This is a genomic window from Halocalculus aciditolerans, from assembly GCF_014647475.1.
In the GTDB taxonomy this organism is placed as follows: Archaea; Halobacteriota; Halobacteria; order Halobacteriales; family Halobacteriaceae; genus Halocalculus; species Halocalculus aciditolerans.
The window spans coordinates 86,535-109,317 of sequence record NZ_BMPG01000001.1 but is presented as its reverse complement, the minus strand read 5'-3'; the positions used below and the strand labels follow the sequence as shown (position 1 = coordinate 109,317).

Genomic DNA, 22,783 nt, shown 5'->3' with positions numbered 1-22,783 from the left:
CGGCGATATTCTCGGAGTTATCAGTCGTCTTCGGCGGGCGGGCACTCCCTGAGGAGTTTCCCCCAGAGAGCGCGGCGGTCGGCGGCCCAGCGGTAGGTTCTCTCGCGGAGGGCGGCGTAGCCGGGGACGTAGTTGAGGGCGTGGAAGACGCCGTCGAGGGCGGGGACGAGGTGGCGGATGACGTGTTCTGCTGACGCGCCGCAGTCGTAGACGGCGTCGTCGGTGAGGAGGTGGGCGCAGTGTTCGTAGTCGTCGGGGAGGCGGGCGAGTTGGTCGGGGGTGAGTTCGTGGAAGCCGACGAGTTCGAAGTCGCCGTGGCGGGCGGCGAAGCGCGCACACCACGTGCAGAAGCCGCATTCGTCGTCGTAGACGATGCGCGGCGGGTGGGCGTCGGTCTTCTGCGGGTAGGGCTCGCTCACGTGTATCGCCCCGTCTCGTTCCCGCATTCGTCGCAGACGGCGACGACGGCGTCGTGGTCGTCGGCGAGTTCGATGTGGTGGCTGGTCTCGCCGCCGCAGTCGTCGCATTCGCGGAGGGAGCGCGTTGCGCCGGCGTCTTGGGGTGCGCCGAGGGCGAGGACGAGGGCGCGGTCGGCGTGCTCGTTCGTCGCGCGCTGGTACTCGCCGGGGCCGAATCGCACGACTTCGCCGGCCTTCGCGTGAACGGGGCCGTCGGCGGTGCGGAACGTCAGCGTCCCGGACTCGACGTAGAACACCTCCTCTTGGTTCTCGTGGGCGTGGTAGCCGAACGCCGTCGACTCGCCCTCGTCGAGCTCGTAGTAGTTCATCGCGACGTCCGCTAAGCCGAGCGCGTCCGTGAGCGGGAGGATGACGGACGCCGGCCCCATCCGCGACTCCAGGTCTGCGAGTCGTACCTTGCGCATACTCGGCTCTCAGTCCGGGAGGGCTGAAAACGTGCCGGCCTGGGCCGACACCTCGAAGCCTTAACAGACTTCGACCCCGACGAGACAGTATGGCTATCGACCCGAACTTCGACGAGAACCGCGAGGTCGTCGACACCCACGAGGGCCACGACGTCTGGGGGCCGGTGGACGAACCCGAACAGCTCGGCATCCACGGCACGCACGTCGCCGTCGACTTCGACATCTGCATCGAGGACGGCGCGTGCGTCGAGGACTGCCCCGTCGACGTCTTCGAGTGGGTCGACACTCCCGGCCACCCGGAGAGCGAGCGGAAGGCCGACCCCGCGAACGAGATTCAGTGTATCGACTGCATGCTCTGCGTCGACGTGTGTCCGGTGGACGCCATCGACGTGGATAGTACACGGGCTTGAGCGAAGCGAAAGCCCGAAAAGAACGAACGGGGAAGCGTAGCGACCCGTGAGTACACGAGCCTGAGGCGGCGTTGCTGCCTCAGGCTCGGAACGAGCGAACGCTAAGACGAACAGCGTGAGTCGAGGCGTGAGCGACGAGCCTGAGCGAAACGACCGCTCGGCCAGTGAGCCACACGTGCTTGCGTGCACGCGTGGGACGAGCGAGCGGCGAAGCCGCGAGGGTACGCGTCGCTACGCGGCGTAGTGTGCTGAGAAGTGCTTCGTATCTACTGCTTATCGCGGGAACGACTTAAACGAATGAGGAGACGACAACGCGGAGCAGCGGCTACGCGGCGTAGTGTGCCGAGAAGTGCTTCGTATCTACTTCTTATCGCGGGAACGACTTAAACGAATGAGTGCCGTCGACGGCCGGTCGGCTCTGTGGGAGTAGTGTGCCGGCGCAGAACTCGCGCCGCACCTCGCTCGTATCTATTGCTTATCGCGGGAATGACTTAAAGGAACGTCGGGGGAGGGGCAACGCGGAGCAGTGGCTACGCGGCGTAGGGTGCTGAGAAGTGCTTCGTATCTACTGCTTATCGCCAGAAGTCGAAGACTTCTGGCTGAATAGCGGGAATCGGAGATTCCCGCGATGTCGCGGGAACGACTTAAAGCGTGGTGGGGATGCCGGGCCGCGGGCCACGGGTGCGTCGCGGCGGGGTGGTTGGAGGGGGTGACTCGTCAGGCTCGGTCGATGTCGAGTTGCTCTCGGAGTTCGGCGAGCGCGTCGGAGTCGGCCAGTTCGTCCAGGCGGTCCTGGAAGTGGTCTTCACAGAGTGCGACGCGGACGCCGTCCTTCTCGACGGAGAGGTCGGCGTTGGAGTCGCAGTAGTGACACCGCATGAGGGATGATTAGGGATGGGCGGGTATGAGGTTGGCGGCCGCGGCGGTTACGGGCGGTGTCGCGGGTCAGAGGCGGCGTGCGACGGCCTCGTACTGGGATTCGGTGAGGCCGGCTTTGCCGAGGGTGGTGGCGTGGGCGTCGCTGCCGCCGGTGGGGAGGAGGTCGTAGGCGTCGATGGCGGCGTCGACGAGGTCGGTGCCGTCGTCGGTCGGGGCGTTGCCGACGGGGCGGTCGTAGGGGTAGAAGCGTTCGACGGCGTCGAGGTCGGCGGTGAGCTCGAGGGCGGATTCGGGGTCGTCGTAGCGGAGGGGGTGGGCGAGGCCGACGAGGCCGCAGGCGTCGGCGAGGAGTTCTCGGCCGCGCTCGAAGTCGGGGACGTCGCGAGCGACGAAGCAGGGGCCGCCGTCGCCGATGAGGTCGTCGAAGACCTGCCCGATTTCCGTGTACGCGGTGTCGGGGTGAGCGACGACGGCGCGGGCGACGTGGGGGCGGCCGATTCCGTCGCGGGCTTCGAGGTCGAGGTCGATGTCGAGGCAGGATTCGACGTTCCGGATGATGCGGCGGCCGCGCGTTCGGCGGTCCGCTTGGAGGCGTTCGATTTCGGCTTCTAGTTCGGGGGTTCGGGTGACGCCGTAGCCGAGGAGGTCGACGCGTTCCTCGGGGGCTTCGACGCGGAGTTCGATGCCGTGGACGACGGTGAGGTCGGGGTCCGAGCCGTCGCGACAGCCGGTGAGGTCGTCGAGTTCGGTGACGGGGTCGTGGAGGTCGGGGTGGAGGCGGTCGTGGTCGGTGATGGCGACGACGGAGACGTCGGCGGCGCGGGCGGCGTCGGGGAGGGTGTCGAGGGTGAGTTCGCCGTCGGAGTTCGTGGTGTGGGCGTGGAGATCCGCGTAGACCATGTCGGGTGGTGGGTGGGGCGGATGGTGTAGCTTCGGGGGACGAAAGGGGGTTAAGGTTCCTTAATGACACACGCAGAAATTGTAGACAAAGTTCATTAAGGATAGGCGGTTTGTAACGGTCGATGGCATTGAAAGACGTCTGGCAGTTGTGCGAGTCTCAGAGCTACCCGGCGACGGCGAGTGAGCTCGCGGCGAACAGCGGCGACGCGACCATCTCCCACCCCGGTGGGGACGCCTCGCTCGCGGACGTGCTGGAGACCGCGGGCGAGACGGAGTTCTCGAACGCGGACGAGGCCGCGGCGGCCGTCTACGGGGCGCTCCCCGCGGAATCTGTCGGGCGTATCGGTTACTCGGACCGCGACCCGACCCCGATGGGTGTCGACGGCGGCGAGCAGAAGTCGCTCTGAGCGGTCCGGATTCTTTCGGTTCTTCGAGCTCGTGCGTCACCGAGTCGTGAGCATCCGTTACATTCATTATTGGGTACGTCTAATCGTGTGATGGGACACCATGTCAATCGGTTCTTTCGATGAGGACGAGCACGAACGGCGCGAGCGGAAGAACGCGAGTGTCGACATCTCCGACGACGACGAGAGAACGAACTTCCGGGGGAAGATCGAATACGATTCGGGAGACTCCGCGGAGCGGCTCATCGACCAGTTCAAGAAGCTGAATCGGAACTGACGCGGCCGACGACTTCTGCGGTAGCGAGAACGGCGAGGACTGCGAGCACGTGTCCGCAGATGGCGAGCGAGAGCCACAGGCGGCCGGGCGCGTGGACGACGGGGACGAGTGCGAGCTGGGCGAGCGCGAACGCGGCGATGCGGGCGTCGACGCCGCGGAAGCGGCGGGCGGTCGACGGGTCGCGGAGCGTCCGGTAGAGGGAGAGAACGGCGGCCCACCAGCCGGCGGCGATGCGGTAGGAGACGTCCCACGCGACGACGAGCGCGACGAACGTCGGGAGGGGGTAGCCGCCGGCGAAGTCGCCGACGAGGCCGGGGTCGCGGGTGAGCGCGGCGGTGAGGAAGACGGCGTAGGCGGTGACGGCGAACAGGAACTCGACGTTCGAGGCGAAGAGGCGGGAGACGTACCAGTCGGGCGGGTCGCGTTCGCGGACGCGCGCGGCGATGTCGAAGGTGAAGGCGCTCCCGGCGGCGGCGACGGCGACGACGACGGTCGCGGGGAGGACGGCGGCCCATCGACCGTCGAGCCACGCGCCGAGGAGCACGAGCGCTTCGAACCCGGCGAAGTGGCCGCCGACGGCGACCCACGGCGGCACGGAGACGCCGGGGAGGGCGTCGAGGATGCTCTCGTACGCCCACGCGGCGCGCGGGACGTCCAGTGATTCCGGCGCGGTCACCGGCGGACGCCCTCCCCCATGGCGCGGAGCGCGGCGGTCGCGGCGTCGTCGAAACTCGTCAGCTCGACGGGGACGACGTCGCGGATGCGGTCGTCGGTGACGACGACGGGATTTTTCATGCCTTCGATGAGCGGGTGGGCGACCTCGCGGGGGACGTCGGTGACGAGGTCCACCCAGTGTGCGGAGAGACCGGGAGACAGCACGGGCACGGGGAGGACGACGGGGTGTTTCCCGAGGAGGGCGGCGACGCGTCGAATCATCGCCTCGTAGGTGAGGACGTCGGGGCCGCCGACCTCGTAGGTTTCCCCGGCCGTTTCGGGGTGGTCGAGGACGCCGACGAGGTAGGCGACGAGGTCGGCGGACGCGATAGGCTGGCAGGGCGTGCGCACCCATCGCGGCGTCGTCATAATGGGGAGGCGTTTCGCGAGTTGGACGACGATGTCGAAGCCCACCGACCCCGCGCCCACGACGATGGCGGCGCGGAGGACGGTGAGGTCGTAGGCGGCGTCGCGGAGGACGGTTTCGACCTCGCGGCGGGAGCGGAGGTGCGGGGAGAGGTCGTCGGCGTCCGCGCCGAGGCCGCCGAGGTAGACGACGCGGGCGACGCCGGCGGCGGCGGCCATGTCGGCGAACGATTCGGCGATTCGGCGGTCGCGCTCCTCGAAGTCGCCGCCGGCGGTCATGGAGTGGACGAGGTAGAAGGCGGCCTCGACGCCGTCGAAGGCCGGGCGGGCGGTCGCGGGGTCGAGGAGGTCGCCTTCGACGACGCGGACGCCGTCGGGGGCGTCGTACGCGCTCGCGTCGCGGACGAGCGCGGTGACGTCGTGACCGGCGGCGACGAGCGCGGGGGTGAGGCGGCGGCCGACGAAGCCGTTCGCGCCGGTGACGAGCACGTGCATACGCGGATAGTCTCCCGCCGCGGGTTTAACTCCACCCGGGCGTCGACGGCGCGCCCCGCGCGTCCTCCACGCGCTCGCCGAGTCCGGGGTCGGGGGTGTCCGTATCGGCGCGCTCCGTCCACTCGTCGATGGCGCGGCCGACCCAGGAGTCGGCGGCCATCGCGGTCTCGAACGCCTGCTCGCGTTTCGCGTCGTTCGTGGCGAGCGTGCCGGGGGCGTGGCCGCAGGCGGCGGCGACGAAGCGCGCGCGGTCCCGCTTCGTCGGGTCGCCGGCCGCGATGCGCCCGACGACGCCGTCGAGGTCGTCGGGGTCGGGGTAGGCGAAGACCTTCTCGCCGACGGCGGCGGGGCCGAGGAGGAAGCCGGGGAGGTCGTCGGGCGGCGTGTCGTCGCGGAGGCGCTCGCCGCCCCACGCGGCCTCGACGCGCTCGCACTCCGTCTCGACGTCGAGCACGAGGTTGTGGCCGGGGTAGTCCGCGCACTCAGCCGGATAGCGCTCGGAGCCGTGGATGCGACACTGGAGGGTGTCCGGGTCGAGGAAGGCGCAGGCGGGGAGCCAGTGCGCGTCGGCGTCGAAGGGCGCGACGGGCTTCGGGGGTTTCCGGATGCCGACGAAGAAGACGGGGCGGTCGCCGATGGCGGCGAGGTCGTAGCCGTCGATTTCGACCGAGTCGTCGTCGGCTTCCGCGCGCCAGACGCGCGGCGTGAGCGCGTCCGCGAGGCCGGCGTCGACGAACGCGCGGACGTCCGCGCGAGTCAGCGGCACGAGATTGTACGTGTCGTCGAGCGGCTGTCGCGGCCCGCGGCGCTCGTGGTCGTGACCGGGCGCGTCGACGAGCGGCCGCCAGTCGACGCAGCAGCCCGCACACCCCTCGCAGTTCACGTCCATACCTGTCGGTTCGTACGTCGTCCTCGAAAAACGTGCGCCCGGCAGGACGTCGGTCAGTCGGACGGGCAGGCGCGAGGTTTAACACGGAACGCGTTCAGATTCCGGTAGATGTCGTCAAACCTCCGTCCCCTATCGATTGAGTCACCGACGGGGGAGAGTTACACCGCCACGATGGTCGTCGGAGTCGACGAATCAGGTAACGATGCGACGGGGAGCGACTACTACGTCGCTGTTGCGGTGCGCGCCCTGCGAGCGGACGAAACTGCGCTCGTTTCAGCGATGGTAGAGAACGACCTTCGACCGTTCGAACATAAGTCGGTCTCTACCGTTCGGCACCGCGGGATGACTCCTGAGGAGCGACAGGAGAGAGTCGGAGGCTTCATAACGGATTTGGACGAGACTGATGTCTCGTGGTCCGCAGTCGTCTGCTCCGGCTCACATTCGAATAGAGCGCACGCTGCCGCGTCTAGTGTGGCTGCAAAGAAGTCGATAACGTCGGCGCTCGCCACCGATGCAGAGCGAATCGCACAGAGCCGCGCCGTTCTCCTTCACGATGGCAAACCTGATCCGTATCAAGGATTCACCGACACCCTTCGACGGCAGACGAGAAGCGACTTCGATACCGGGTTCGAGCAGGGAGTGTGTCCGGTTTATCTCGCTTTTCTTCAGGACGCCGACAGAACGTATCCAGAATCGAACGCAGCAGATTACGTGGCGGGATACATTCGGAACTACCTGAACGACGGTGGTTCGTTGACTGCCATAGACGGCCCGGTGGATTCGCTCGATAGTTCATGGATTCAGCCCGCTGAACGCCCGGTTCAGCCGTATCACCTCGAAGACGTCCGCCCGGTAAAGGGTGAGGGCGTTCGCTCTCTCGTCCTGGCGTGGCTACTGGGACGTGGAATACCGAACGAACCGGCACCGACGACGGATAACCCGTACAGAGCACTTGTCGACGAAATCGACAATTCGGTCGTGAAGACGTATCTGCTCGAAGAGCTCTGAGTAGAACCGGATGTCATCGGGTCGTGAGCCACTACCTCGCGACCCTAACCGGCACGACGGTGCGTAACGCGAGCCGCCAGTGCCGCATCCTCAATTGTACCTAACACCGTGTTACAGGATAAATGTTGCTACTATACTGGGTCAATAACCCACGTGAGGGGTAGAAACCAATCCGTGTTACAGGATACGTTGCTACTATACGGTGCGAATCAGTCACACCTAAACGGATTACTCCCCTCCAGCCCGTATGAGCACGCGACGCTGCGAGGGCTGCGGCCGGCGCGTCCACGTCGCCGGTGGCATCGGCGACTTCTGGGACTTCGGGACGCTGAAGAAACCCGACCCCGGCGGTCTCGTCTTGGAGTTCGGCGACGGGAGCGAGTTCTTCCTCTGCACGGAGTGCATCGAGCGCCTCCCCGAGGACGCCGACCAGTCCGACGTCGAAGCGCTGGCCGCCGGCGACGTCGACTCCGAGGGCGAGGACGTCGGCTCGGCGTGAACGCGTACTGAGCGGCGGCCCGGAGCCGTCGGGACTCGGGTGGTTCCGGGCGTCGCTGCCGGCGTCGAAGCCCGAGGACGACGGGTCGGCGTCGAGTGTCGAGACACACAACCTAAGGCTGTGGGCGGCGTCGACTTCTGGCAGAGTGAAGTCCGCGCGCATCCACGAGGAGTTCCCCGCGCCGTCCTACAGAGGAACGCAGGAGCGGGCGCTCTCGGACGTTCGGGACGCGTTCGAGGCGGGGAACGACGTGGTGTTGGTGCGCGCGCCGACGGGGTCGGGGAAGTCGCTGCTCGCGCGCGCCATCATGGGGTGTGCGGACCGGGCGGACGAGGTGTCGCCGTCGGAGCCGACGGGGGCGTACTACACGACGCCGCAGGTGAGTCAGCTGGACGACGTCGCCGAGGACGACCTGCTGGAGGACCTCAAGCTGATTCGGGGGAAGCGGAACTACTCGTGTATCCTGCCGAGTGAGGAGAACACGCCGGTCGACCGCGCGCCGTGTGCGCGAGAGCGGGGGTACGACTGCGCGGTGAAGCATCGGTGTCCGTACTTCGCGGACCGTTCGATCGCGTCGGCGCGTGATTACGCGGCGATGACGCTGGCGTACTTCATGCGGACCGCCGGGAGCGAGGTGTTCAGGACGCGTGACGTCTGCGTCATCGACGAGGCGCACGGGCTGGCGGAGTGGGCGGAGATGTACGCGACCATCGAGCTGTCGCCGCGGACGGTCCCCATCTGGGGCGACCTGAACGTGCCGGACGTCGACGGGCGCGTGGAGGGCGCGGCGCGCTTCGCGGACCGCGTCATCGCGGCGTCGGAGAGCGCGAAGGACGAACTCCTCGGGCAGGACGAGCTGACGGCGGACGAAGCCGCAGAACGCGACCGCTTGCAGGAGCTCATCGGAGAGCTGGAGTGGTTCGTGGAGGACTACCGCGACCACGAGTCGGCGACGACGTGGGTGGTCGACCAGGACGGGAGCGACATCACGGTGAAGCCGATGAATCCCGAGCGCTACCTCAAACACACCGTGTGGGACCGCGCGAACCGGTTCGCGCTCCTCTCGGCGACGATCCTCAACAAGCAGGCGTTCTGCCGGAGCGTCGGTCTCGACCCGTCGAACGTCGCGCTCGTCGACGTCGACCACACCTTTCCCGTCGAGAACCGCCCGCTCTACGACGTGACGCAGGGGAGGATGACGTACGACGAGCGGGACGCGACGCTCCCGAAGGTCGCGGAGACCATCGGGCGCGTGATGGCCGCCCACCCGGAGGAGAAGGGCATCGTGCACTGCCACTCCTACGGCATTCAGGAACGGCTCCACGACCACCTCCGAGAGTTAGGGCTCGGCGACCGCGTGCGTACGCACGCCTCGGAGAACCGGGACGCCGAGTTGGAGGCGTGGAAGGCGAGCGACGACCCGGAGGCCTTCCTGTCCGTGAAGATGGAGGAGGCGCTCGACCTGAAGGGCGACCTCGCGAGGTGGCAGGTGCTCTGCAAGGCCCCGTTCCTCAACACGGGCGATTCGCGGGTCGCACAGCGCTTAGAGGACGGCCAGTGGGCGTGGTACTACCGCGCCGCGCTCCGCACGCTCATTCAGGCGTGCGGGCGGGTCGTGCGCGCGCCGGACGACTACGGCGACACGTACATCGTCGACGGCAGCATCCTCGACGTCTTCGAGCGCGCGCGCACCGACATGCCGCCGTGGTTCGCCGAGCAGGTCGACCGGATGAGCGAGCCGGAGCTCCCCGAGCTCGACGCCGAGTTGGCGACGGCGGCGACGAGCGAGGGAACGCCGACGTCGCGCACGCAGTCGACGCCGACGAACACGGCAGAAAACGACGGGAAGAGGAGTGCCGCGCGAGCGAGCGATGAGTCGTCCGCCGGCGAGTCAGAGGGGTCGAGTCGCGAGCGTTCCAGCCCGATGGCGGACGTCTGGGACGTCGACTGAGCGGGCTGTTCGGTGCGCCCGCAACGGACTGCGAGCCAACGCGCGCATTTCTGTCCGGGACTTCGCGGCGTGCGCGTTCAGACGAGCGCGATGACGTAGACGATCGCCGACGAGAGCATCAGACCGGAGAGGAACAGCGCGATCCACTGCTGTCGGTCCATACCCCGAGTACTGGCTCACGCCCGAAAACCGTTCCGCCGGGGCGCGTCAGTCGACGGTGACGTCGAGGACGGCGTGCGTGACGCCCTCGCTGTGGGATTTCACGTCGCGGACGGCGTCGATTTCGACCGTGCGTCCGGCGCGCTCGGCGGCGTCGAGGAGGCGCGTGCGAGGGCGGTCGGGGAGGCGGTCGTCGGGGCAGGCGGTGTGGACGTGGAGGGTTCCACCCGAAGCGACGGCGTCGAGGGCGGCGTCGAGGTAGCCGGCGTCGGGGTCGAAGGCGTCGTAGTAGCCGAGAACGACGCGCTCTGCGGGGTCGAGTTCGGGTGCGACCTCCCGGCAGTCACCGAGGTAGGTGTCGACGTTCGCTGCGACCTCGTTGAGCTGGACGTTCTCGGCGAGGAAGCGGAAGGAGTCGGGGTTGGCTTCGACGGCGGCGACGTGCGCGCCGGCGCGCGCCATCGGGAGCGTGAAGTAGCCGATGCCGGCGAACATGTCGAGCACGCGCTCGCCCTCGGAGACGACGCCGCCCATTCGAGCGCGCTCCGCCTGGTTCCCGGGGCTGAACATCACAGTAGAAAGGTCGAGGGCGTACTTCGTGCCGTGCTCGACGTGCACGGTCTCCGTATCACCGCTGCCGGCGACGACTTCGACGTCGGGCGTCCGGAACTCGCCGTCGATACCCCTCCGGGCGAGGACGGTGTCGACGTTCCCGTGGACTGAGAGGAGGGCGTCGGCGACCGTCTCTCGGCGCTCGTCGGGGTAGTCTTCGGGGAACCTGACGAGGATGACGTCGCCGACGACGGCCCACGACGAGGGCGCGGCGTCGATTTCGTCTGCGCTCCACCCGCGGTCGGCGAGTTCGGCGTCGAGACCCGCGTTCCGGTAGTCGGGGTCGGATTGGACGACGATCTCGTAGTCGGCGTCGCTCCCCGGGTGGTCGGTGACGGGGACCTCCATCAGGCCCCGCGTCGCGCTCGGAACGACTTTGCGCGTGTCGTCGTAGCAGCCGCGGGACTCGAAGGCGGCGATGGCGTCCTCCGTCTCCGTCTCGGGGACGACGGCGGCGAGAGTGTGGTCACGCATCGGCGTCGGGGAGGACGTGGAGGGCGGAGCGTGATTTGAACACGCGCACTTCGTCGGCGTCGGCGTCGAAGTAGTCGGGGCGCGGGACGGTCTTCGCCTCGTACGTCACGGGGTCGAGCACCTGAACGGCGTGGTCGTCCTCCACCGCCACGACCGTCGTCGTCTCGCCGTCCTCGCGCGTCCCGAGTTTCTTCGCGTCCGGGTTCGCGCCGTCCTCGAAGGCGGCCTCGTAGGTGTCGCCGGTGGCGAGGCGGACGCCTTTCAGGTTCCCGTGCGTGCTCCGCACGAGCACGGGGCCGTCGCCGTCCTCGGGGTCGATGACGGTGCCGGGAGTGAACTGGGGGAGGCGAACGGCGAACGTGACGCGGTAGACCTCGTTCCCGTCCTCGTCCTCGGTGACGAGCGTCTCCGAGGCGGAGACGTCGCCGCCGAACTCCTCGATGAGCTTGTTCGATACGCGCTTTCCGAGCTTCGTCGTGGAGAGCTTGATGTTCAGGCCCTCGGGCTTCTCGGAGACGTCGGTGACGAAGGCGTTCCGGTCGCCGGTCGCCTCCATCGCCGTCACCATCTCGTTCGCGATCTCCTTCCCGCGGTCCATCTCCTCGTCGGTGGGTTCGCGGTCGTGGCCGCGAATCTGGACGACGCTCGCGTAGTAGTCGCCGGCCTTCCGCCCGCAGCGCTTGCACGTCTGCTTCCCGATGCGGACGGGTACGGTGATCTCCTCCGTCATCGGTTCGCCGCGGACGACGCCGGAGAAGAAGCAGTGCATGCGGATGGTCGTCTCGTCTACTTGTTCGGGTTCGACCTGCCAGGAGAACTCCTCTGCGCCCTTGTGGACGCCGAGCGCCTCCGTGGTCTCCTCGATGGCGATGTCCGTGTAGTCGCGCGCGCCGACGTCGACCCAGCGGCGACCGCGGTGGATGGCCCCGCAGTGCGCACAGACGGTGACGTGGACGCGTTCGGGGACGTCGACGAGGTCGAAGTCCTCGAAGTAGCAGTCGTTGCAGAGCGAGCGCTCCCGTCGCGTCGCGCCGACCTCGGCGGGCTCCACGGGGTCGCCGCACCGCGGGCAGAACGTAGCGGCGTCGGCAGTCATAGCCGCGCCTAGGCCACTAGGGGGGATAAGTTTCCCGCCACGGCCGCCGACGCGGACGGAGTGTGGCCGACGACGACGTGGGCGGAGTATAGCGAATAAACCCTCGCACGGCGCGGCTGCGTGTCCCTGTCACGCCCGCCAGTTTCACTTTCAGTCTGCTGTTTACGAGGGTTTATCCCCGAGGGGGAACAAGCAGGGTGTATGCCTGAAGCAGACCTCGAATCCCTGCCCGGTGTCGGCCCCGCGACCGCGGAGAAGCTCCGCGACGCCGGCTACGAGTCCTACCAGAGCATCGCCGTCGCCAGCCCCGGCGAGCTCTCCAACACCGCCGACGTCGGCGAATCCTCCGCCGCAGACATCATCAACGGCGCGCGCGAAGCCGCCGACGTCGGCGGCTTCGAGACCGGGACGGACGTCCTCGAACGACGCGAACAGATCGGGAAGCTCACGTGGAACATCCCCGAAGTCGACGAACTCCTCGGCGGCGGCGTCGAGACGCAGTCCATCACCGAAGTCTACGGCGAGTTCGGTGCCGGGAAATCCCAGATCAGCCACCAGCTCTCCGTGAACGTCCAACTCCCCCGCGAGCACGGCGGCCTCGAAGGCTCCACCATCTTCATCGACACAGAAGACACCTTCCGCCCCGAGCGTATCGACGATATGGTCCGCGGCCTCGAAGACGACGTCCTCGAAGACGCCTTCGAACTCCACGGCGTCGAGGGCAGCCCCGACGACGAAGAAGCCATGGACGAACTCGTCCAGAGCTTCCTCGACAAGATCCACGTCGCGAAAGCCTTCAACTCCAACCACCAGATCCTCCTCGCCGAGAAAGCGAAAGAGGTCGCCGGCGAACGCGAAGAATCCGAGTGGCCGGTCCGCCTCGTCTCCGTCGACTCCCTCACCGCCCACTTCCGCGCCGAATACGTCGGCCGCGGCGAGCTCGCCTCCCGCCAGCAGAAACTCAACAAACACCTCCACGACCTCATGCGGATCGGCGACCTGTTCAACACCGCCATCCTCGTCACCAACCAGGTCCAGTCCAACCCCGACGCCTTCTTCGGCGACCCGACGAAACCCATCGGCGGGAACATCCTCGGCCACACCTCCACCTTCCGCATCTACCTCAAGAAATCGAAGGGGAACAAGCGCATCGTCCGCCTCGTCGACGCCCCCAACCTCGCCGAAGGCGAAGGCATCATGCGCGTCGAGAACGCCGGCCTGAAGCCCGAATAAGGGACCCACTTTTTGCGCTGTCGTAAGCGAGACGCTACGCGTCTCGCGGGATGACGAGAGGCGCTGCGCGCCTCTCGAACCACGCTCGCTTCGCTCGCTCGGCAAAAACTTGGGGAAAAAGCACTCCTCCCTCAGTCCGCTCACTACGTTCGCGTCCTTCGGTCGTCGGCCTCGCGCTCCTTCGCTCGCGGCTATCGCCGCTCGCGCATTCCGTCGCGCGAGTGAATCGCGACCCTGCCGGGTCCTAGCGGACCGCTCGGGTCGCGAACGTTATCTCGTGTCGTTCTCCGGCGCTGTCGAGCGTTCCTGCGCGGGTTCTCGCGCGTTGCCGTGGCTGTCCTGACGGTCTCGGGAGAATCTCTCAGTTCACTGTGGCGTTCAAGTACCCTTGGGTGTTGCGGTCAGCGTGGCCGGCCTCGATAGGCCTTCTACGGTGTGGGTTCGAGGGAGTGGTATGTCGCATGGGTTGTTCCCGGAGCGGATCGAGACGGAGCGGTTAGTGTTGGAGCGGATGGGCGTCGCGGAGACGGATTACTTCGAGTTCTACGACCTCGTGCGTCGGGAGGATTGGGAGGCGTCGACGGCGGAGATGCCGTGGTTCCGTCTGGAGAATCTGGGGGAGGTCGCGGAGTTCGTGGAAGTCGTGGACGAGCAGTGGCGGGGGCGCGAGCGGGCGCGCTACCTCATACGGGCGACGGAGGAAGCGGGGGAGTTGGTGGGGACGGCGTCGCTCCTGCCGGAGTGGGACGAGAAGCGCGCGGGCTCCGATATCGTGCTGGCGAAGGAGTACTGGGGCCGGGGGTACGGGACGGAGCGTGCGTGTGCGTTCGTCGAACTCGCGTTCGAGGTGTTGGACCTCGACGCCTACTACACGACGTGTGCGGCGGGGAACGAGCGGTCGAAGCGGATGATCGAGAGCTACGTCGAGCGATACGGCGGACGGCACGAGGGACTCCTCCGTCAGCACTCCGCGCGGCCGGACGGGGGCGTCACCGACCAGCACCGATTTTCCATCATCCGCGAGGAGTACGAGGCCGCTACGGAGAGCGAGGAGACGCTCGCGTGCGAGCTGGCGTGGTAGTTGGGTTATTCGCCGCCGCGGACGATGTGGCCGTACTTGAGGAGGGCGACGAAGACGGTGCCGCCGACGACGTTGCCGGTGGTGGCGAAGAGGGCGAAGCGGCCGTAGTCGAAGAGGGTGAAGTCGGAGGAGGTGAGGACGGCGGCGACGACTTCGACGGTGCCGGCGATGGAGTGCGGGAGGTGGGCGAGGCCGATGACGGCGGCGACGAGCCAGACGACGACGAGGCGGGAGAGAGTCGAGTCGGCGGCACCGACGAGCCAGGAGAGGAGGCCCATGAGCCAGCCGGCGAGCATCGCGCCGGCGAAGAGGGCGAAGGCGTCGTGGTGGACGATGGGGCCGGCCATCTCGGCGAAGACGCGGGGTTCGGCGATGCCGTATTCGGGGGCGAGCCAGGCGAGCGCGACCGCGAAGATGGTCGCGCCGACGACGTTCCCGACGTAGACGACGCCCCAGAGCCGGAGGAGTTGGAGGACGCTCGCGCGGCCGTCGATGACGGGGAGGACGGCGAGCGTGGTGTGTTCGGTGAAGAGTTCGGTGCGGCCGAGGACGACGAAGATGAAGCCGACGGCGTAGGCGTTGGCGACGAGCAGGGATTTGAGGGGGTCGCCGAAGGACGGGGCGGAGATGGTGAGGATGACGGCCATGAAGAGCGGGCCGAAGCCGATGTCGAGACCGGCGGAGAACGCGGAGAGGAAGAGGCCGGACGCGGAGCGTTCGAGCTGGTTCAGCCCGGAGTGGATCTGCCGAGCGAGGATGTCCGTGCTCGACGTCGAGCCGGCGAAATGAGACGTGTCGGTTGGCACTGTCGAAGCCTTCAGGAGTGAGCGAGTTAAGCGGTCGGGCCGTCCACGACGTCGCCGAGCGGGGGCGCGGCGGGACGGGAGATGTGGATGCGGGTGCGGCGGTGGACGTCGGTTCGGGTGCGGCGGTGGACGTCGGTGCGGGCGTGGGGTATCGCCCGGTTTATGCACGGCGGGAGCGGAGTGAGGGTATCGAGATGGTGCAGAACAAGAAGGGCGACCGGCGGGAGCGCGAGCTCGTGAACCGCCTGGACGAGGCGGGGTTCGCGGTGATGCGCGCGCCGGCGTCGGGCAGTGCGACGACGCGGGAGCTGCCGGACGTGCTCGCGGGCGACGGCACGGTGTTCTACGCGGTGGAGGCGAAGTCGTCGTCCGGGAAGCCCATCTACCTCACGGGCGAGGAGGTGGAGGCGCTCGTCTACTTCTCGCAGAACTTCGGCGCGAAACCGAAGATCGGCGTGCGGTTCGACCGGGAGGACTGGTACTTCTTCCACCCCTCCGACCTCCACGTGACGGACGGCGGGAACTACCGCGTGAAGAGGGAGACGGCGCTCGAAGACGGGGAGACGATCACCGAGCTGAAGGCCGCGGGCGAGGCGGACGAGAGCGAGGCTGACGCCGCGGAGAACCGTCGGAAGGTGTTGAACGCGCTCGCGCAGGGCGTCCTCGACGTGGACGAAGCGGTCGAGATGCTCGGTTAGTCGAGGCGTTCGAGGCGGCCGCGCGGGAAGGCGTACGAGCGGAGCCGTCGGGCGTCGAGGTCGGCGGGGTCGACGTCGCTCCCGAGCGGGTAGAGGACGTCGACGACGACGTCGTTCGCCGCGTACTCCCCGTTCGTCGGGTAGGAGGCGACGGTGTGGTCGGCCCCCGGAATCGCGGTCTCGTCGGCGCGCTCGCTGGTGGTGTCGCGGACGACGAGGACGTCGCCGCGCTCGCGGTCGCGGACGTAGGTGCCGGGGCGGAGCGTACACCGCGGGCAGTAGGCGAGCGTGTCGTCGTCCTCGGGGGTGAACGTCGCCGCGCCGCAGTCCGCACAGGGCGTCTCCTCCTGGCCGGGCGCGGGGACGCGGCGTTCGGTCACGTCGATGGCGACGCGGCGGATGTGCTTGCAGTTCTCGCCGCGGTATTTCGAGTCCGGACACGTACACCGGCTCTCGGGGAGCGTGACGGTGTAGACGTGGTCGTCGTGGGTGACGACGTCGTAGCGGCCGCCGCCGAGTGGTTCGACGGCCATCGGCTCGCTGCGCGCGCGGTCGGCGCGCGTCGCCGTCGGTCCGCCCGGTGAGAGGGGCGTCTTCCGGTGGAGCGAGGTGCGGGTGTGTTTCGATTGCACCATACGTGCTCTACGGGCTACAGGCGGTAAAAGAACGCGGCTAGCGCGGGCGGCTCGACCGGAAGGCGAGGGGTCTGGGCGGGGTGAGGCGGCGGAATCGGCCGGGGGCAGCGGGTCGCGGGGGTTCGGAACGTTTTTCCCGCGCGCTGGGGTAGACGCGGGCATAATGGTCGAACGGGAGACGGTCGTGGAGGCTGCGGTGGCGCTGATCGGCGTCGTCCTCTTCTACGTCATCGTCATCGGCGGCGCGAGCGTCTCCGGGAGCAGTCTCGGGGAGAGCGGCGCGCTCACGGTCCTCGCGGGTATCGTCGTGTTCGTCGTGTCGATGGCCGGCGCGGGCTGGTGGCTGTCGACGCAGTACGACTGATTACGCGCCTTCCTCGGACTCGTCCGGTTCTGCATCGTCGCCGTCGTCGCGCTCTCGCCAGTCGATCGCTTCTTCCTCGTCGGCGTCGTCGATCTTCGCTTCGTAGTAGGAGAGCGGGTGGCTGATGTGCTCGCAGAGCGCGTCCGGGTTCACGCAGTCGCCGTAGGACTTCATCGTCGCACAGGCGGGCGCGGTGTACTCGGTCGGGCTCGTCTCGCCTTTGATGTGGTCGGTCTGGTAGCGCGTCATCTCCTCGCCGAACCCCGGGTTCACCTCGTAGAGGTCGACGATTTCGTCGGTTTCGAGGCCGATATTCCCGAGGAAGGCGGTGATGGCGAAGCGGGAGTGGTGGGGGAGGTGGTCGCCGGCGCGGACGCGTTCGAGGAGGTTCTTCATGCAGGGCGGGAAGAGTTCGGGGACGACGATGTCGATGTCACGGGTGAGGTCGAGGTCGTCGAGGACGCCGCGGATTTCGCCGACCTGCGGGCCGAGCTCGTCGGTAATCTCGTCCGGAACAGTGAGGGGAAGGCCGTCGGCGACCCGGTCCTCCACGGCTTGCTGGAGGAGGTGGTGGAGCTCCGTCTCGCTCACGGGGACGTCGCCGCCGTCGAGCGCGCGGTGGACGAGCCGCCACTGCTCGTCCTTGAGGGAGGCAGAAAGCGGGAGGTACGCGCCGACGCCGACGTCGTAGCCGTCCGCGGTCTCCCGGACCTGCGCGTCGAGGCCGAACTCCGCGAGGAACTCCTCGACCGTGATGTCGGGGCCGCTGACGCTCTTCAGCTCCGTGTCGCTCGCCCGGAGGTCGGCGTCGAACCGGTCGAACGCCGCCTGCGCTTCCGCGGCGGCGTACCGGCGGACGAGGACGTGCTCGTCGACGATGGAGACGAGGACGCGCGCGACCGGGTAGGAGAGGAGTTCGACGCGGTCGTCCGGGTGGGCGTCGCCGATGTCGCGTTCGGTGACGGCGTTCGTGACGCGCTCGGCGGCGCGTTCGACGACGGCGTCGTCGTCGCGGACGAGTTCGACGAGGTCGACGCCCGCCGCAGACACCGCTTCGCGGGCTTCCTGCCGGAACGGATAGCGGGCGTGGCGCGCCTCCATAACTGGCCCGATAGTTGAGCGTGAACGCCGATAAACGCCCCGGGTTCCGGTGGGGTGAGACCGAAACACCCAACGGGCCGTGTCGAGTCCCGGACACCATGCAGTTCGCTCCGGGAGCCACCCGCTACGCCGTCTACGCGCTCGTCGGCGGGTTCGCCCTCGCCCTCGTCTCACCGCTCTTCGGCGCGGTCGGCCTCGTCGCCGCCGGCTTCGTCCTCTGGTTCCACCGCGACCCCGACCGAACAGCGCCCGACGAGGGCGTCGTCTCACCCGCGGACGGCCGCGTCTCCGTGGTCCGCGAGGACGACGACGGCCGCGTCCGCGTCGGCGTCTTCATGAACGTCACCGACATCCACGTGAACCGCGCGCCCCTCGACGGCTTCCTCGAAGACGTCGAACGCTCCCCGGGCGCGCACCGCCCGGCGTTCACGAAGTCCTCCGAGCGGAACGAGCGCGTCACCTACACGTTCGGCCGGCACGAGGTCGTCCTCATCGCCGGCGCGTTCGCCCGCCGCATCCACCCCTACCTCGAACCCGGCGCGGTCGTCGAACGCGGCGACAAACTCGGCCACATCTCCTTCGGCAGCCGCGCCGACGTCCGCCTCCCGCCCGAGTACACGCTCGACGACGTCCGCGTCGAGAAAACCGAGCGCGTCACCGCCGGCGAGTCGGTGCTCGCGGAGCGAGACGGCGACGAGTGAGAATCAGACGAGCGCGTCGAGTTCGTCCGCGAGCCGCTCCACGTACGCCTCGTAGTCCATGCCGAGCCGCGAAATCCACATGTGCTGGTAGGCCGGGTGGAGGACGGGAAGCACCGTGGTGTCGAGCGGCGGGCAGGGGACGGGCTCCAGAATCGCGTCCGTGAGCGAGTCGAGTTCGCGCCCCGCCCGCTCGAAGAGCACCCGCGTGGCGTGCGTCCCCGTCGTCACGACCACGCGTGGTTCGACCTGCCCGAGCTCCGTTTCGAGGTGCGGGAAGCAGTTCGCGAGCTCTTCGCGAGCCGGCTCGCGATTCGACCCCTCGCCGTCCGGCGGGAAACATTTCACTGCATTTGTGTAGTACGCGTCCGGGTAGCCGGCGTCGTCGAGGAGGTCGCGGACGATGCGCCCCGAATGCCGGGCCGTGTAGGACATCCCCGTCCAGTTCCCGCCTCTCCACTGGTCGGCGTCCGGGTTGCCCGCGCCGGGCGCTTCGCCGACCACGACGACGTCCGCGTCCAGCGGGCCGACGCCCCACGCGATGCACTCGCGGGCCTCGACGAGCTGCGGACAGCGCGCACACCCCGGCTCGATGGGGTTCGCCTCCTCGGGGTTCGGGAACTCCGCCATAGCGGCGTGTCAGACGCGAGCAGGCAAGAACGACGCGGTCCGCGGGCGGAACGGCTTTGCCGGCGCAGCGGAACACCTCGGTATGGACCGCCCGGCGGGCTGGACGGCCGAACGCGTCGACGTCGACGCTGCCACGCTCCAAGCGTACCGCGTCGGCGACCCCGCCGACCCGCCGCTCGTCGTCCTTCACGGCTTCTACGAGAACGCGGCGTGTCGCTATCGGCTCGCCGGCGACCTCTCCGAGGACTACCACGTGGTCCTCTACGACGCCCGCGGCCACGGCGAGTCGGACGCCCCCGAATCGGGCTACGGCATCGACGCCCGCATCGCCGACCTCGTCGGCGTCTGCGACGCCCTCGACCTCTCGAACCCCATCCTCTACGGGCACTCGATGGGCGGCTCCACGGCCGCTTGGACCGCCGTCGAACACCCCGACGTTCCGCGCGCCGTCGTCCTCGAAGACCCCGCCGGAATGCGCCCCGAACCCGGCGACCCCGGCCCCGCGGAACGCGCCGCGTTCGTCCGCGAGAACGTCGCCGAACTCGCCGGCCGCTCCGTCGACGACCTCCGGACGGAGTACGACGACCCCGACTCCGAACGCGCCCACCGCCAAGCCCTCGCCGACAGCCAACTCCGCCCTCAGATCGCCGAAATCGCCCGTCTCGGGTATCCTCACCTCGCCGACGCCTTCCCCGACGTCCAGTGTCCGACACTCGTCCTCCGCCGCGACGGAGAAGTCACAGAGCGCGTCACCGACCTCCAGATGGCTGACCAACTCCAGAACGGTCGCCTCGTCCACGTCCCCGACGCCGGCCACCACGTCCTCAGAGACGAGTACGATGCGGCCTTCCGCGAACTGCGCGCCTTCCTCCGGCGGGTCGAGAACCGGGAAACCGGGGCGCAGTAGCCGGCCGAACAGCCGCTAGCAGTCTGCTGGTCGATAATTCAGCGGGTGGGAATCGAAGGGTTCTCGCGAGGTTCGGAGAACCGAGGGAGAGCAAGCGGGACCGAAGGTCCCGCCCTGGCGGACTCGTTCGCGGACCAGACCCGAGTTCGCAGCGCGGCAGAGTCTCACGACCGACCGCTGGGAGGGAGTGAGATGCCGCGCTGCGGACGCGAACGAGGCCGGGGCTTCGGAAGCGTCGAAAGACCCGAAGAAAAGAGGCTGAAAGAGGGGGAGAAGATGTAGAAATCGACCGCCTCAGACCCTAATCCGACTGAATACGCGGGGCTAGCATGAAGGTGACAGTTCCGAGACCTTCGGCGATGTCGAAGTGGAGTTTGACGGGGAACTCCTCGCCGAGTTCGAGGGTGACCTCGGCGTCCTTCGGGATGGCCTTGTTCATGTCTTTGAGGTAGTCGAGGCTGAAGAGGGAGTGGGCGTCGCCGGCGTCGAGGTCGATGAGGTCGTCGCGGTCGAGTTCGAGGTGGACGTCGTCGGTGTCGCCTTCGGCGTCGATGTAGAACTGGTCGTCTGCGACGCCGAGGGCGATGTGGTCAGAGACCATGTCGGCGGCGCGGACGGCGCGGTCGATGTCTGCGCCTTCGACGACGACGCGGGCGGGGAGGTCGAGGTCGGGGATGTCGGGTTCCTGGCGGATGGAGTCGGGATCGATGAGCGCGAGAGTGTATTCGAGGCCGTCGATCTGGATGTGGAGCTTCCGGGTCTCCTCGTCGAGTTCGAGGTGGACGAGGTCGCCGGAGTTAGCCATGCCGGCGATGTCTTCGAGTCGGGAGAGGTTGACGCCGATGAGGCCGCCGTCGGCCTCGTACGATTCGAACGCGTCGGCGTCGAGGCCGAGGTCGACCATACCGACGTTTGCGGGGTCGACGGCCCGGATTTCGAGGCCGTCCTCGTTCAGGTGGATCTTGCATTCGTCCACCAGCACGCTCACGGAGTCGAGCGTGGTCCGGAGCGTCTCGGCGCTCACGATCGCCTTGAACATCTTGCTGTCGGCTACGAGAGGGACCCGTAAAAAGCTACACGGTACGCGCGCGCGTGAACGCGGACGGGGCGAAGGGAAAACGCGGTGCCAGCGGGCGGAGGCGAGTGATTCGTCGACGCCTCCGCGGGCGACGCCGGTTCGGGGAGAGGGAGCGAAGCCCGTAAACCGCCGCGTCTCCTTTCGTGGTGCAAGATGAGCGGGAAGGACCACTACTACAACAAGGCGAAACAGCAGGGGTATCGGGCGCGGTCGGCGTACAAGCTGAAGCAGCTCGACCGCGAGGTCGACCTGCTCACGGACGGGATGACGGTCGTGGACCTCGGCGCGGCACCGGGCGGGTGGATGCAGGTCGCGGCGGAGGAAGTCGGCGCGCGCGGTCGCGTCGTCGGCGTCGACCTCCAGCGCATCGACTACCTCGACGGCTACGACGCCGAGGTCGAGACGGTCAAGGGCGACATGACGGACGAGGACACGCGCGACGACATCAAGCGCGCGGCGGGGCCGGGCGGCGTCGACATCGTCGTCTCCGACATGGCCCCGAACATGACGGGCGAGTACAGCCTCGACCACGCGCGCTCCGTCTACCTCGCGCGGCAGGCGTTCGAAACGGCCCAAGAGGTCCTGAAGGAGGGCGGGCATTTCGTCGCGAAAGTCTTCGACGGCCAGGACTTCCGGGGCTTCGTGGACGACGTCGAGGAGGAGTTCAACTACGTGCGCGTGATGAGTCCGGACGCCTCCCGGGAGTCGTCGAGCGAGCTCTACGTCGTCGCGAAGTCGAAGCTCGACGCGCCCGTCAGCGAGGGCGACGTCCTCGACGTCGAAATCGTGGGCGAGGGCGACGAGGGCGACGGCATCGCGAAAGTCGACGGCTACACGCTCTTCGTGAGCGACGCGAGCGAGGGCGACGAGGTGACGGTCGAGGTCGAGGACGTGAAGCCGAACTTCGGGTTCGCGTCCGTGAGAGAGGAGTAGGTCGTTTCGGCGAGCCGTTTTTCTCGGTGTTCTCCGTACGCTCCCGGTATGGAGCCAGTGAACGAGGCGGACGTCGAGTGGTCTGAGACGGAGACCGAGCGGATGCGGTTCCGGCGGAAACGGCTCGGCGCGGCGGCTGGCGGCGAGGAGTTGGGGTGTAGTCTCTACGAGCTGGAGCCGGGGGATTCGGCGTGGCCGTACCACTATCACGCGGCGAACGAGGAGGCGCTGTTCGTGCTCTCGGGCACGGGGATGCTCCGCGCGAGCGACGGCGAGCACGCGCTGAGGGCGGGTGATTACGCGGCGTTCCCGACGGGGGAGGACGGCGGCCACCGCGTGGTGAACGACGGCGACGGCGTCCTCCGGTATCTCGTGGTGTCGACGATGCGGGAGCCGGAGGTCGTTCGGTATCCGGACGCCGAGGGCGTGGGCGTGATGGTCGGCGGCGCGCCGGGCGAGGTGGAGGGACGCGAGTTCGAGGCGTGGTTCAAAGAGGGCGACGCCCGCGGGTACGCGGCGGCGACGAGCGAGGACGAAGAAGAGTAGGACGCGGGCGTCTCGGGGTCGCCGTCGGCGGTGGAGCGGTGGGTCTTTGGAGCGACG

Annotated in this window: 28 protein-coding genes; 14 read left to right on the top strand and 14 right to left on the bottom strand. The window is 68.1% G+C overall.

Annotated elements, in window-relative coordinates; translation table 11 throughout:
- Positions 1–20 precede the first annotated feature (20 nt).
- Positions 21–419, bottom strand: a complete 399-nt coding sequence (locus IEY26_RS00555; protein WP_229773865.1) for a thiol-disulfide oxidoreductase DCC family protein — start codon at positions 417–419, stop codon at positions 21–23.
- A complete protein-coding gene (locus IEY26_RS00550) occupies positions 416–883 on the bottom strand; it encodes a cupin domain-containing protein (RefSeq protein WP_188974765.1) in 468 nt (155 codons plus the stop codon). The genes IEY26_RS00555 and IEY26_RS00550 overlap by 4 nt, the downstream gene beginning before the upstream one ends.
- Before the next feature lie 89 nt (positions 884–972).
- On the opposite strand from IEY26_RS00550, the gene IEY26_RS00545 reads away from it, so the two are divergent.
- Positions 973–1,293: a 4Fe-4S dicluster domain-containing protein gene (locus IEY26_RS00545; RefSeq protein WP_188974763.1), complete on the top strand. Its 321-nt coding sequence runs from the start codon at positions 973–975 to the stop codon at positions 1,291–1,293.
- A 717-nt stretch (positions 1,294–2,010) separates the two neighbouring features.
- Here IEY26_RS00545 and IEY26_RS00540 read toward each other — a convergent pair.
- Together IEY26_RS00540 and IEY26_RS00535 are read right to left on the bottom strand one after the other, a co-directional pair.
- Complete coding sequence (locus IEY26_RS00540) at positions 2,011–2,172, bottom strand: DUF6757 family protein (protein WP_188974762.1); 162 nt, start codon at positions 2,170–2,172, stop codon at positions 2,011–2,013.
- Positions 2,173–2,238: 66 nt separating this feature from the next.
- Complete coding sequence (locus IEY26_RS00535) at positions 2,239–3,072, bottom strand: PHP domain-containing protein (protein ID WP_188974760.1); 834 nt, start codon at positions 3,070–3,072, stop codon at positions 2,239–2,241.
- 122 nt (positions 3,073–3,194) lie between these two features.
- Between IEY26_RS00535 and IEY26_RS00530 the strand changes: the two genes are divergently transcribed.
- Both IEY26_RS00530 and IEY26_RS00525 read left to right on the top strand, forming a co-directional pair.
- Positions 3,195–3,479: a DUF5789 family protein gene (locus IEY26_RS00530; RefSeq protein ID WP_188974758.1), complete on the top strand. Its 285-nt coding sequence runs from the start codon at positions 3,195–3,197 to the stop codon at positions 3,477–3,479.
- 100 nt (positions 3,480–3,579) lie between these two features.
- Positions 3,580–3,753: a DUF5786 family protein gene (locus IEY26_RS00525; RefSeq protein WP_188974756.1), complete on the top strand. Its 174-nt coding sequence runs from the start codon at positions 3,580–3,582 to the stop codon at positions 3,751–3,753.
- Here IEY26_RS00525 and IEY26_RS00520 read toward each other — a convergent pair.
- From IEY26_RS00520 to IEY26_RS00510, 3 genes are read right to left on the bottom strand one after another with little or no spacing between them, the layout of a single operon-like run.
- On the bottom strand, positions 3,731–4,429 hold the full coding sequence (locus tag IEY26_RS00520; RefSeq protein ID WP_188974754.1) for a DUF7530 family protein: 699 nt from the start codon (positions 4,427–4,429) through the stop codon (positions 3,731–3,733). The genes IEY26_RS00525 and IEY26_RS00520 overlap by 23 nt on opposite strands.
- On the bottom strand, positions 4,426–5,328 hold the full coding sequence (locus tag IEY26_RS00515) for an NAD(P)H-binding protein (RefSeq protein ID WP_188974752.1): 903 nt from the start codon (positions 5,326–5,328) through the stop codon (positions 4,426–4,428). The genes IEY26_RS00520 and IEY26_RS00515 overlap by 4 nt, the downstream gene beginning before the upstream one ends.
- 25 nt (positions 5,329–5,353) lie before the next feature.
- Positions 5,354–6,217: a YkgJ family cysteine cluster protein gene (locus IEY26_RS00510; RefSeq protein ID WP_188974750.1), complete on the bottom strand. Its 864-nt coding sequence runs from the start codon at positions 6,215–6,217 to the stop codon at positions 5,354–5,356.
- Between the two features lie 108 nt (positions 6,218–6,325).
- On the opposite strand from IEY26_RS00510, the gene IEY26_RS00505 reads away from it, so the two are divergent.
- The 3 genes from IEY26_RS00505 (at position 6,326) to IEY26_RS00495 (ending at position 9,675) form a co-directional block, all read left to right on the top strand.
- On the top strand, positions 6,326–7,225 hold the full coding sequence (locus IEY26_RS00505) for a S1 domain-containing protein (RefSeq protein ID WP_188974748.1): 900 nt from the start codon (positions 6,326–6,328) through the stop codon (positions 7,223–7,225).
- Positions 7,226–7,472: 247 nt separating this feature from the next.
- Positions 7,473–7,724 (top strand): DUF7561 family protein, encoded by a 252-nt coding sequence (locus IEY26_RS00500; protein ID WP_188974745.1) that lies wholly within the window; start codon positions 7,473–7,475, stop codon positions 7,722–7,724.
- 145 nt (positions 7,725–7,869) lie between these two features.
- On the top strand, positions 7,870–9,675 hold the full coding sequence (locus tag IEY26_RS00495; RefSeq protein ID WP_188974743.1) for a helicase C-terminal domain-containing protein: 1,806 nt from the start codon (positions 7,870–7,872) through the stop codon (positions 9,673–9,675).
- A gap of 207 nt (positions 9,676–9,882) precedes the next feature.
- On the opposite strand, the gene IEY26_RS00490 is transcribed toward IEY26_RS00495, so the two are convergent.
- On the bottom strand, positions 9,883–10,920 hold the full coding sequence (locus tag IEY26_RS00490) for a class I SAM-dependent methyltransferase (RefSeq protein ID WP_188974741.1): 1,038 nt from the start codon (positions 10,918–10,920) through the stop codon (positions 9,883–9,885).
- Positions 10,913–12,016 (bottom strand): 60S ribosomal export protein NMD3, encoded by a 1,104-nt coding sequence (locus IEY26_RS00485; RefSeq protein ID WP_188974739.1) that lies wholly within the window; start codon positions 12,014–12,016, stop codon positions 10,913–10,915. The genes IEY26_RS00490 and IEY26_RS00485 overlap by 8 nt, the downstream gene beginning before the upstream one ends.
- A gap of 201 nt (positions 12,017–12,217) precedes the next feature.
- On the opposite strand from IEY26_RS00485, the gene radA reads away from it, so the two are divergent.
- Positions 12,218–13,249, top strand: coding sequence for a DNA repair and recombination protein RadA (gene radA / locus IEY26_RS00480; RefSeq protein WP_188974737.1), 1,032 nt, complete (start codon positions 12,218–12,220; stop codon positions 13,247–13,249).
- Positions 13,250–13,703: 454 nt separating this feature from the next.
- Positions 13,704–14,330: a GNAT family N-acetyltransferase gene (locus tag IEY26_RS00475; RefSeq protein WP_188974735.1), complete on the top strand. Its 627-nt coding sequence runs from the start codon at positions 13,704–13,706 to the stop codon at positions 14,328–14,330.
- 5 nt (positions 14,331–14,335) lie between these two features.
- On the opposite strand, the gene IEY26_RS00470 is transcribed toward IEY26_RS00475, so the two are convergent.
- Positions 14,336–15,136: a formate/nitrite transporter family protein gene (locus tag IEY26_RS00470; protein WP_229773863.1), complete on the bottom strand. Its 801-nt coding sequence runs from the start codon at positions 15,134–15,136 to the stop codon at positions 14,336–14,338.
- A gap of 194 nt (positions 15,137–15,330) precedes the next feature.
- Between IEY26_RS00470 and hjc the strand changes: the two genes are divergently transcribed.
- Positions 15,331–15,834 (top strand): Holliday junction resolvase Hjc, encoded by a 504-nt coding sequence (gene hjc, locus IEY26_RS00465; protein ID WP_229773950.1) that lies wholly within the window; start codon positions 15,331–15,333, stop codon positions 15,832–15,834.
- Here hjc and IEY26_RS00460 read toward each other — a convergent pair.
- The gene (locus IEY26_RS00460; protein WP_188974733.1) at positions 15,831–16,469 is read right to left on the bottom strand and encodes an SWIM zinc finger family protein; all 639 of its coding nucleotides are present in this window, start codon (positions 16,467–16,469) and stop codon (positions 15,831–15,833) included. The genes hjc and IEY26_RS00460 overlap by 4 nt on opposite strands.
- A gap of 163 nt (positions 16,470–16,632) precedes the next feature.
- Between IEY26_RS00460 and IEY26_RS00455 the strand changes: the two genes are divergently transcribed.
- Positions 16,633–16,833: a DUF7472 family protein gene (locus tag IEY26_RS00455; RefSeq protein WP_188974731.1), complete on the top strand. Its 201-nt coding sequence runs from the start codon at positions 16,633–16,635 to the stop codon at positions 16,831–16,833.
- Here IEY26_RS00455 and priL read toward each other — a convergent pair whose 3' ends face one another.
- The gene (gene priL / locus IEY26_RS00450) at positions 16,834–17,934 is read right to left on the bottom strand and encodes a DNA primase regulatory subunit PriL (RefSeq protein WP_188974729.1); all 1,101 of its coding nucleotides are present in this window, start codon (positions 17,932–17,934) and stop codon (positions 16,834–16,836) included. It lies immediately after the preceding gene.
- Positions 17,935–18,032: 98 nt separating this feature from the next.
- Here priL and IEY26_RS00445 point away from each other — a divergent pair, with 98 nt between their 5' ends.
- Positions 18,033–18,635: a protein sorting system archaetidylserine decarboxylase gene (locus IEY26_RS00445; RefSeq protein ID WP_188974727.1), complete on the top strand. Its 603-nt coding sequence runs from the start codon at positions 18,033–18,035 to the stop codon at positions 18,633–18,635.
- Positions 18,636–18,638: 3 nt separating this feature from the next.
- Here the strand turns inward: IEY26_RS00445 and IEY26_RS00440 are convergent, their stop codons facing one another.
- Positions 18,639–19,262 carry a uracil-DNA glycosylase gene (locus tag IEY26_RS00440; RefSeq protein ID WP_188974725.1) on the bottom strand — a complete coding sequence of 208 codons (624 nt, stop codon included), beginning with the start codon at positions 19,260–19,262 and terminating at the stop codon, positions 18,639–18,641.
- An 82-nt stretch (positions 19,263–19,344) separates the two neighbouring features.
- Between IEY26_RS00440 and IEY26_RS00435 the strand changes: the two genes are divergently transcribed.
- A complete protein-coding gene (locus tag IEY26_RS00435; RefSeq protein WP_188974723.1) occupies positions 19,345–20,169 on the top strand; it encodes an alpha/beta fold hydrolase in 825 nt (274 codons plus the stop codon).
- Positions 20,170–20,470: 301 nt separating this feature from the next.
- On the opposite strand, the gene IEY26_RS00430 is transcribed toward IEY26_RS00435, so the two are convergent.
- Complete coding sequence (locus IEY26_RS00430; RefSeq protein WP_188974721.1) at positions 20,471–21,208, bottom strand: DNA polymerase sliding clamp; 738 nt, start codon at positions 21,206–21,208, stop codon at positions 20,471–20,473.
- 192 nt (positions 21,209–21,400) lie between these two features.
- Here IEY26_RS00430 and IEY26_RS00425 point away from each other — a divergent pair, with 192 nt between their 5' ends.
- Together IEY26_RS00425 and IEY26_RS00420 are read left to right on the top strand one after the other, a co-directional pair.
- Positions 21,401–22,180: a 23S rRNA (uridine(2552)-2'-O)-methyltransferase gene (locus IEY26_RS00425; protein ID WP_188974719.1), complete on the top strand. Its 780-nt coding sequence runs from the start codon at positions 21,401–21,403 to the stop codon at positions 22,178–22,180.
- 48 nt (positions 22,181–22,228) lie between these two features.
- Positions 22,229–22,726, top strand: coding sequence for a cupin domain-containing protein (locus IEY26_RS00420; protein WP_188974717.1), 498 nt, complete (start codon positions 22,229–22,231; stop codon positions 22,724–22,726).
- The last annotated feature ends 57 nt before the right edge of the window (positions 22,727–22,783 follow it).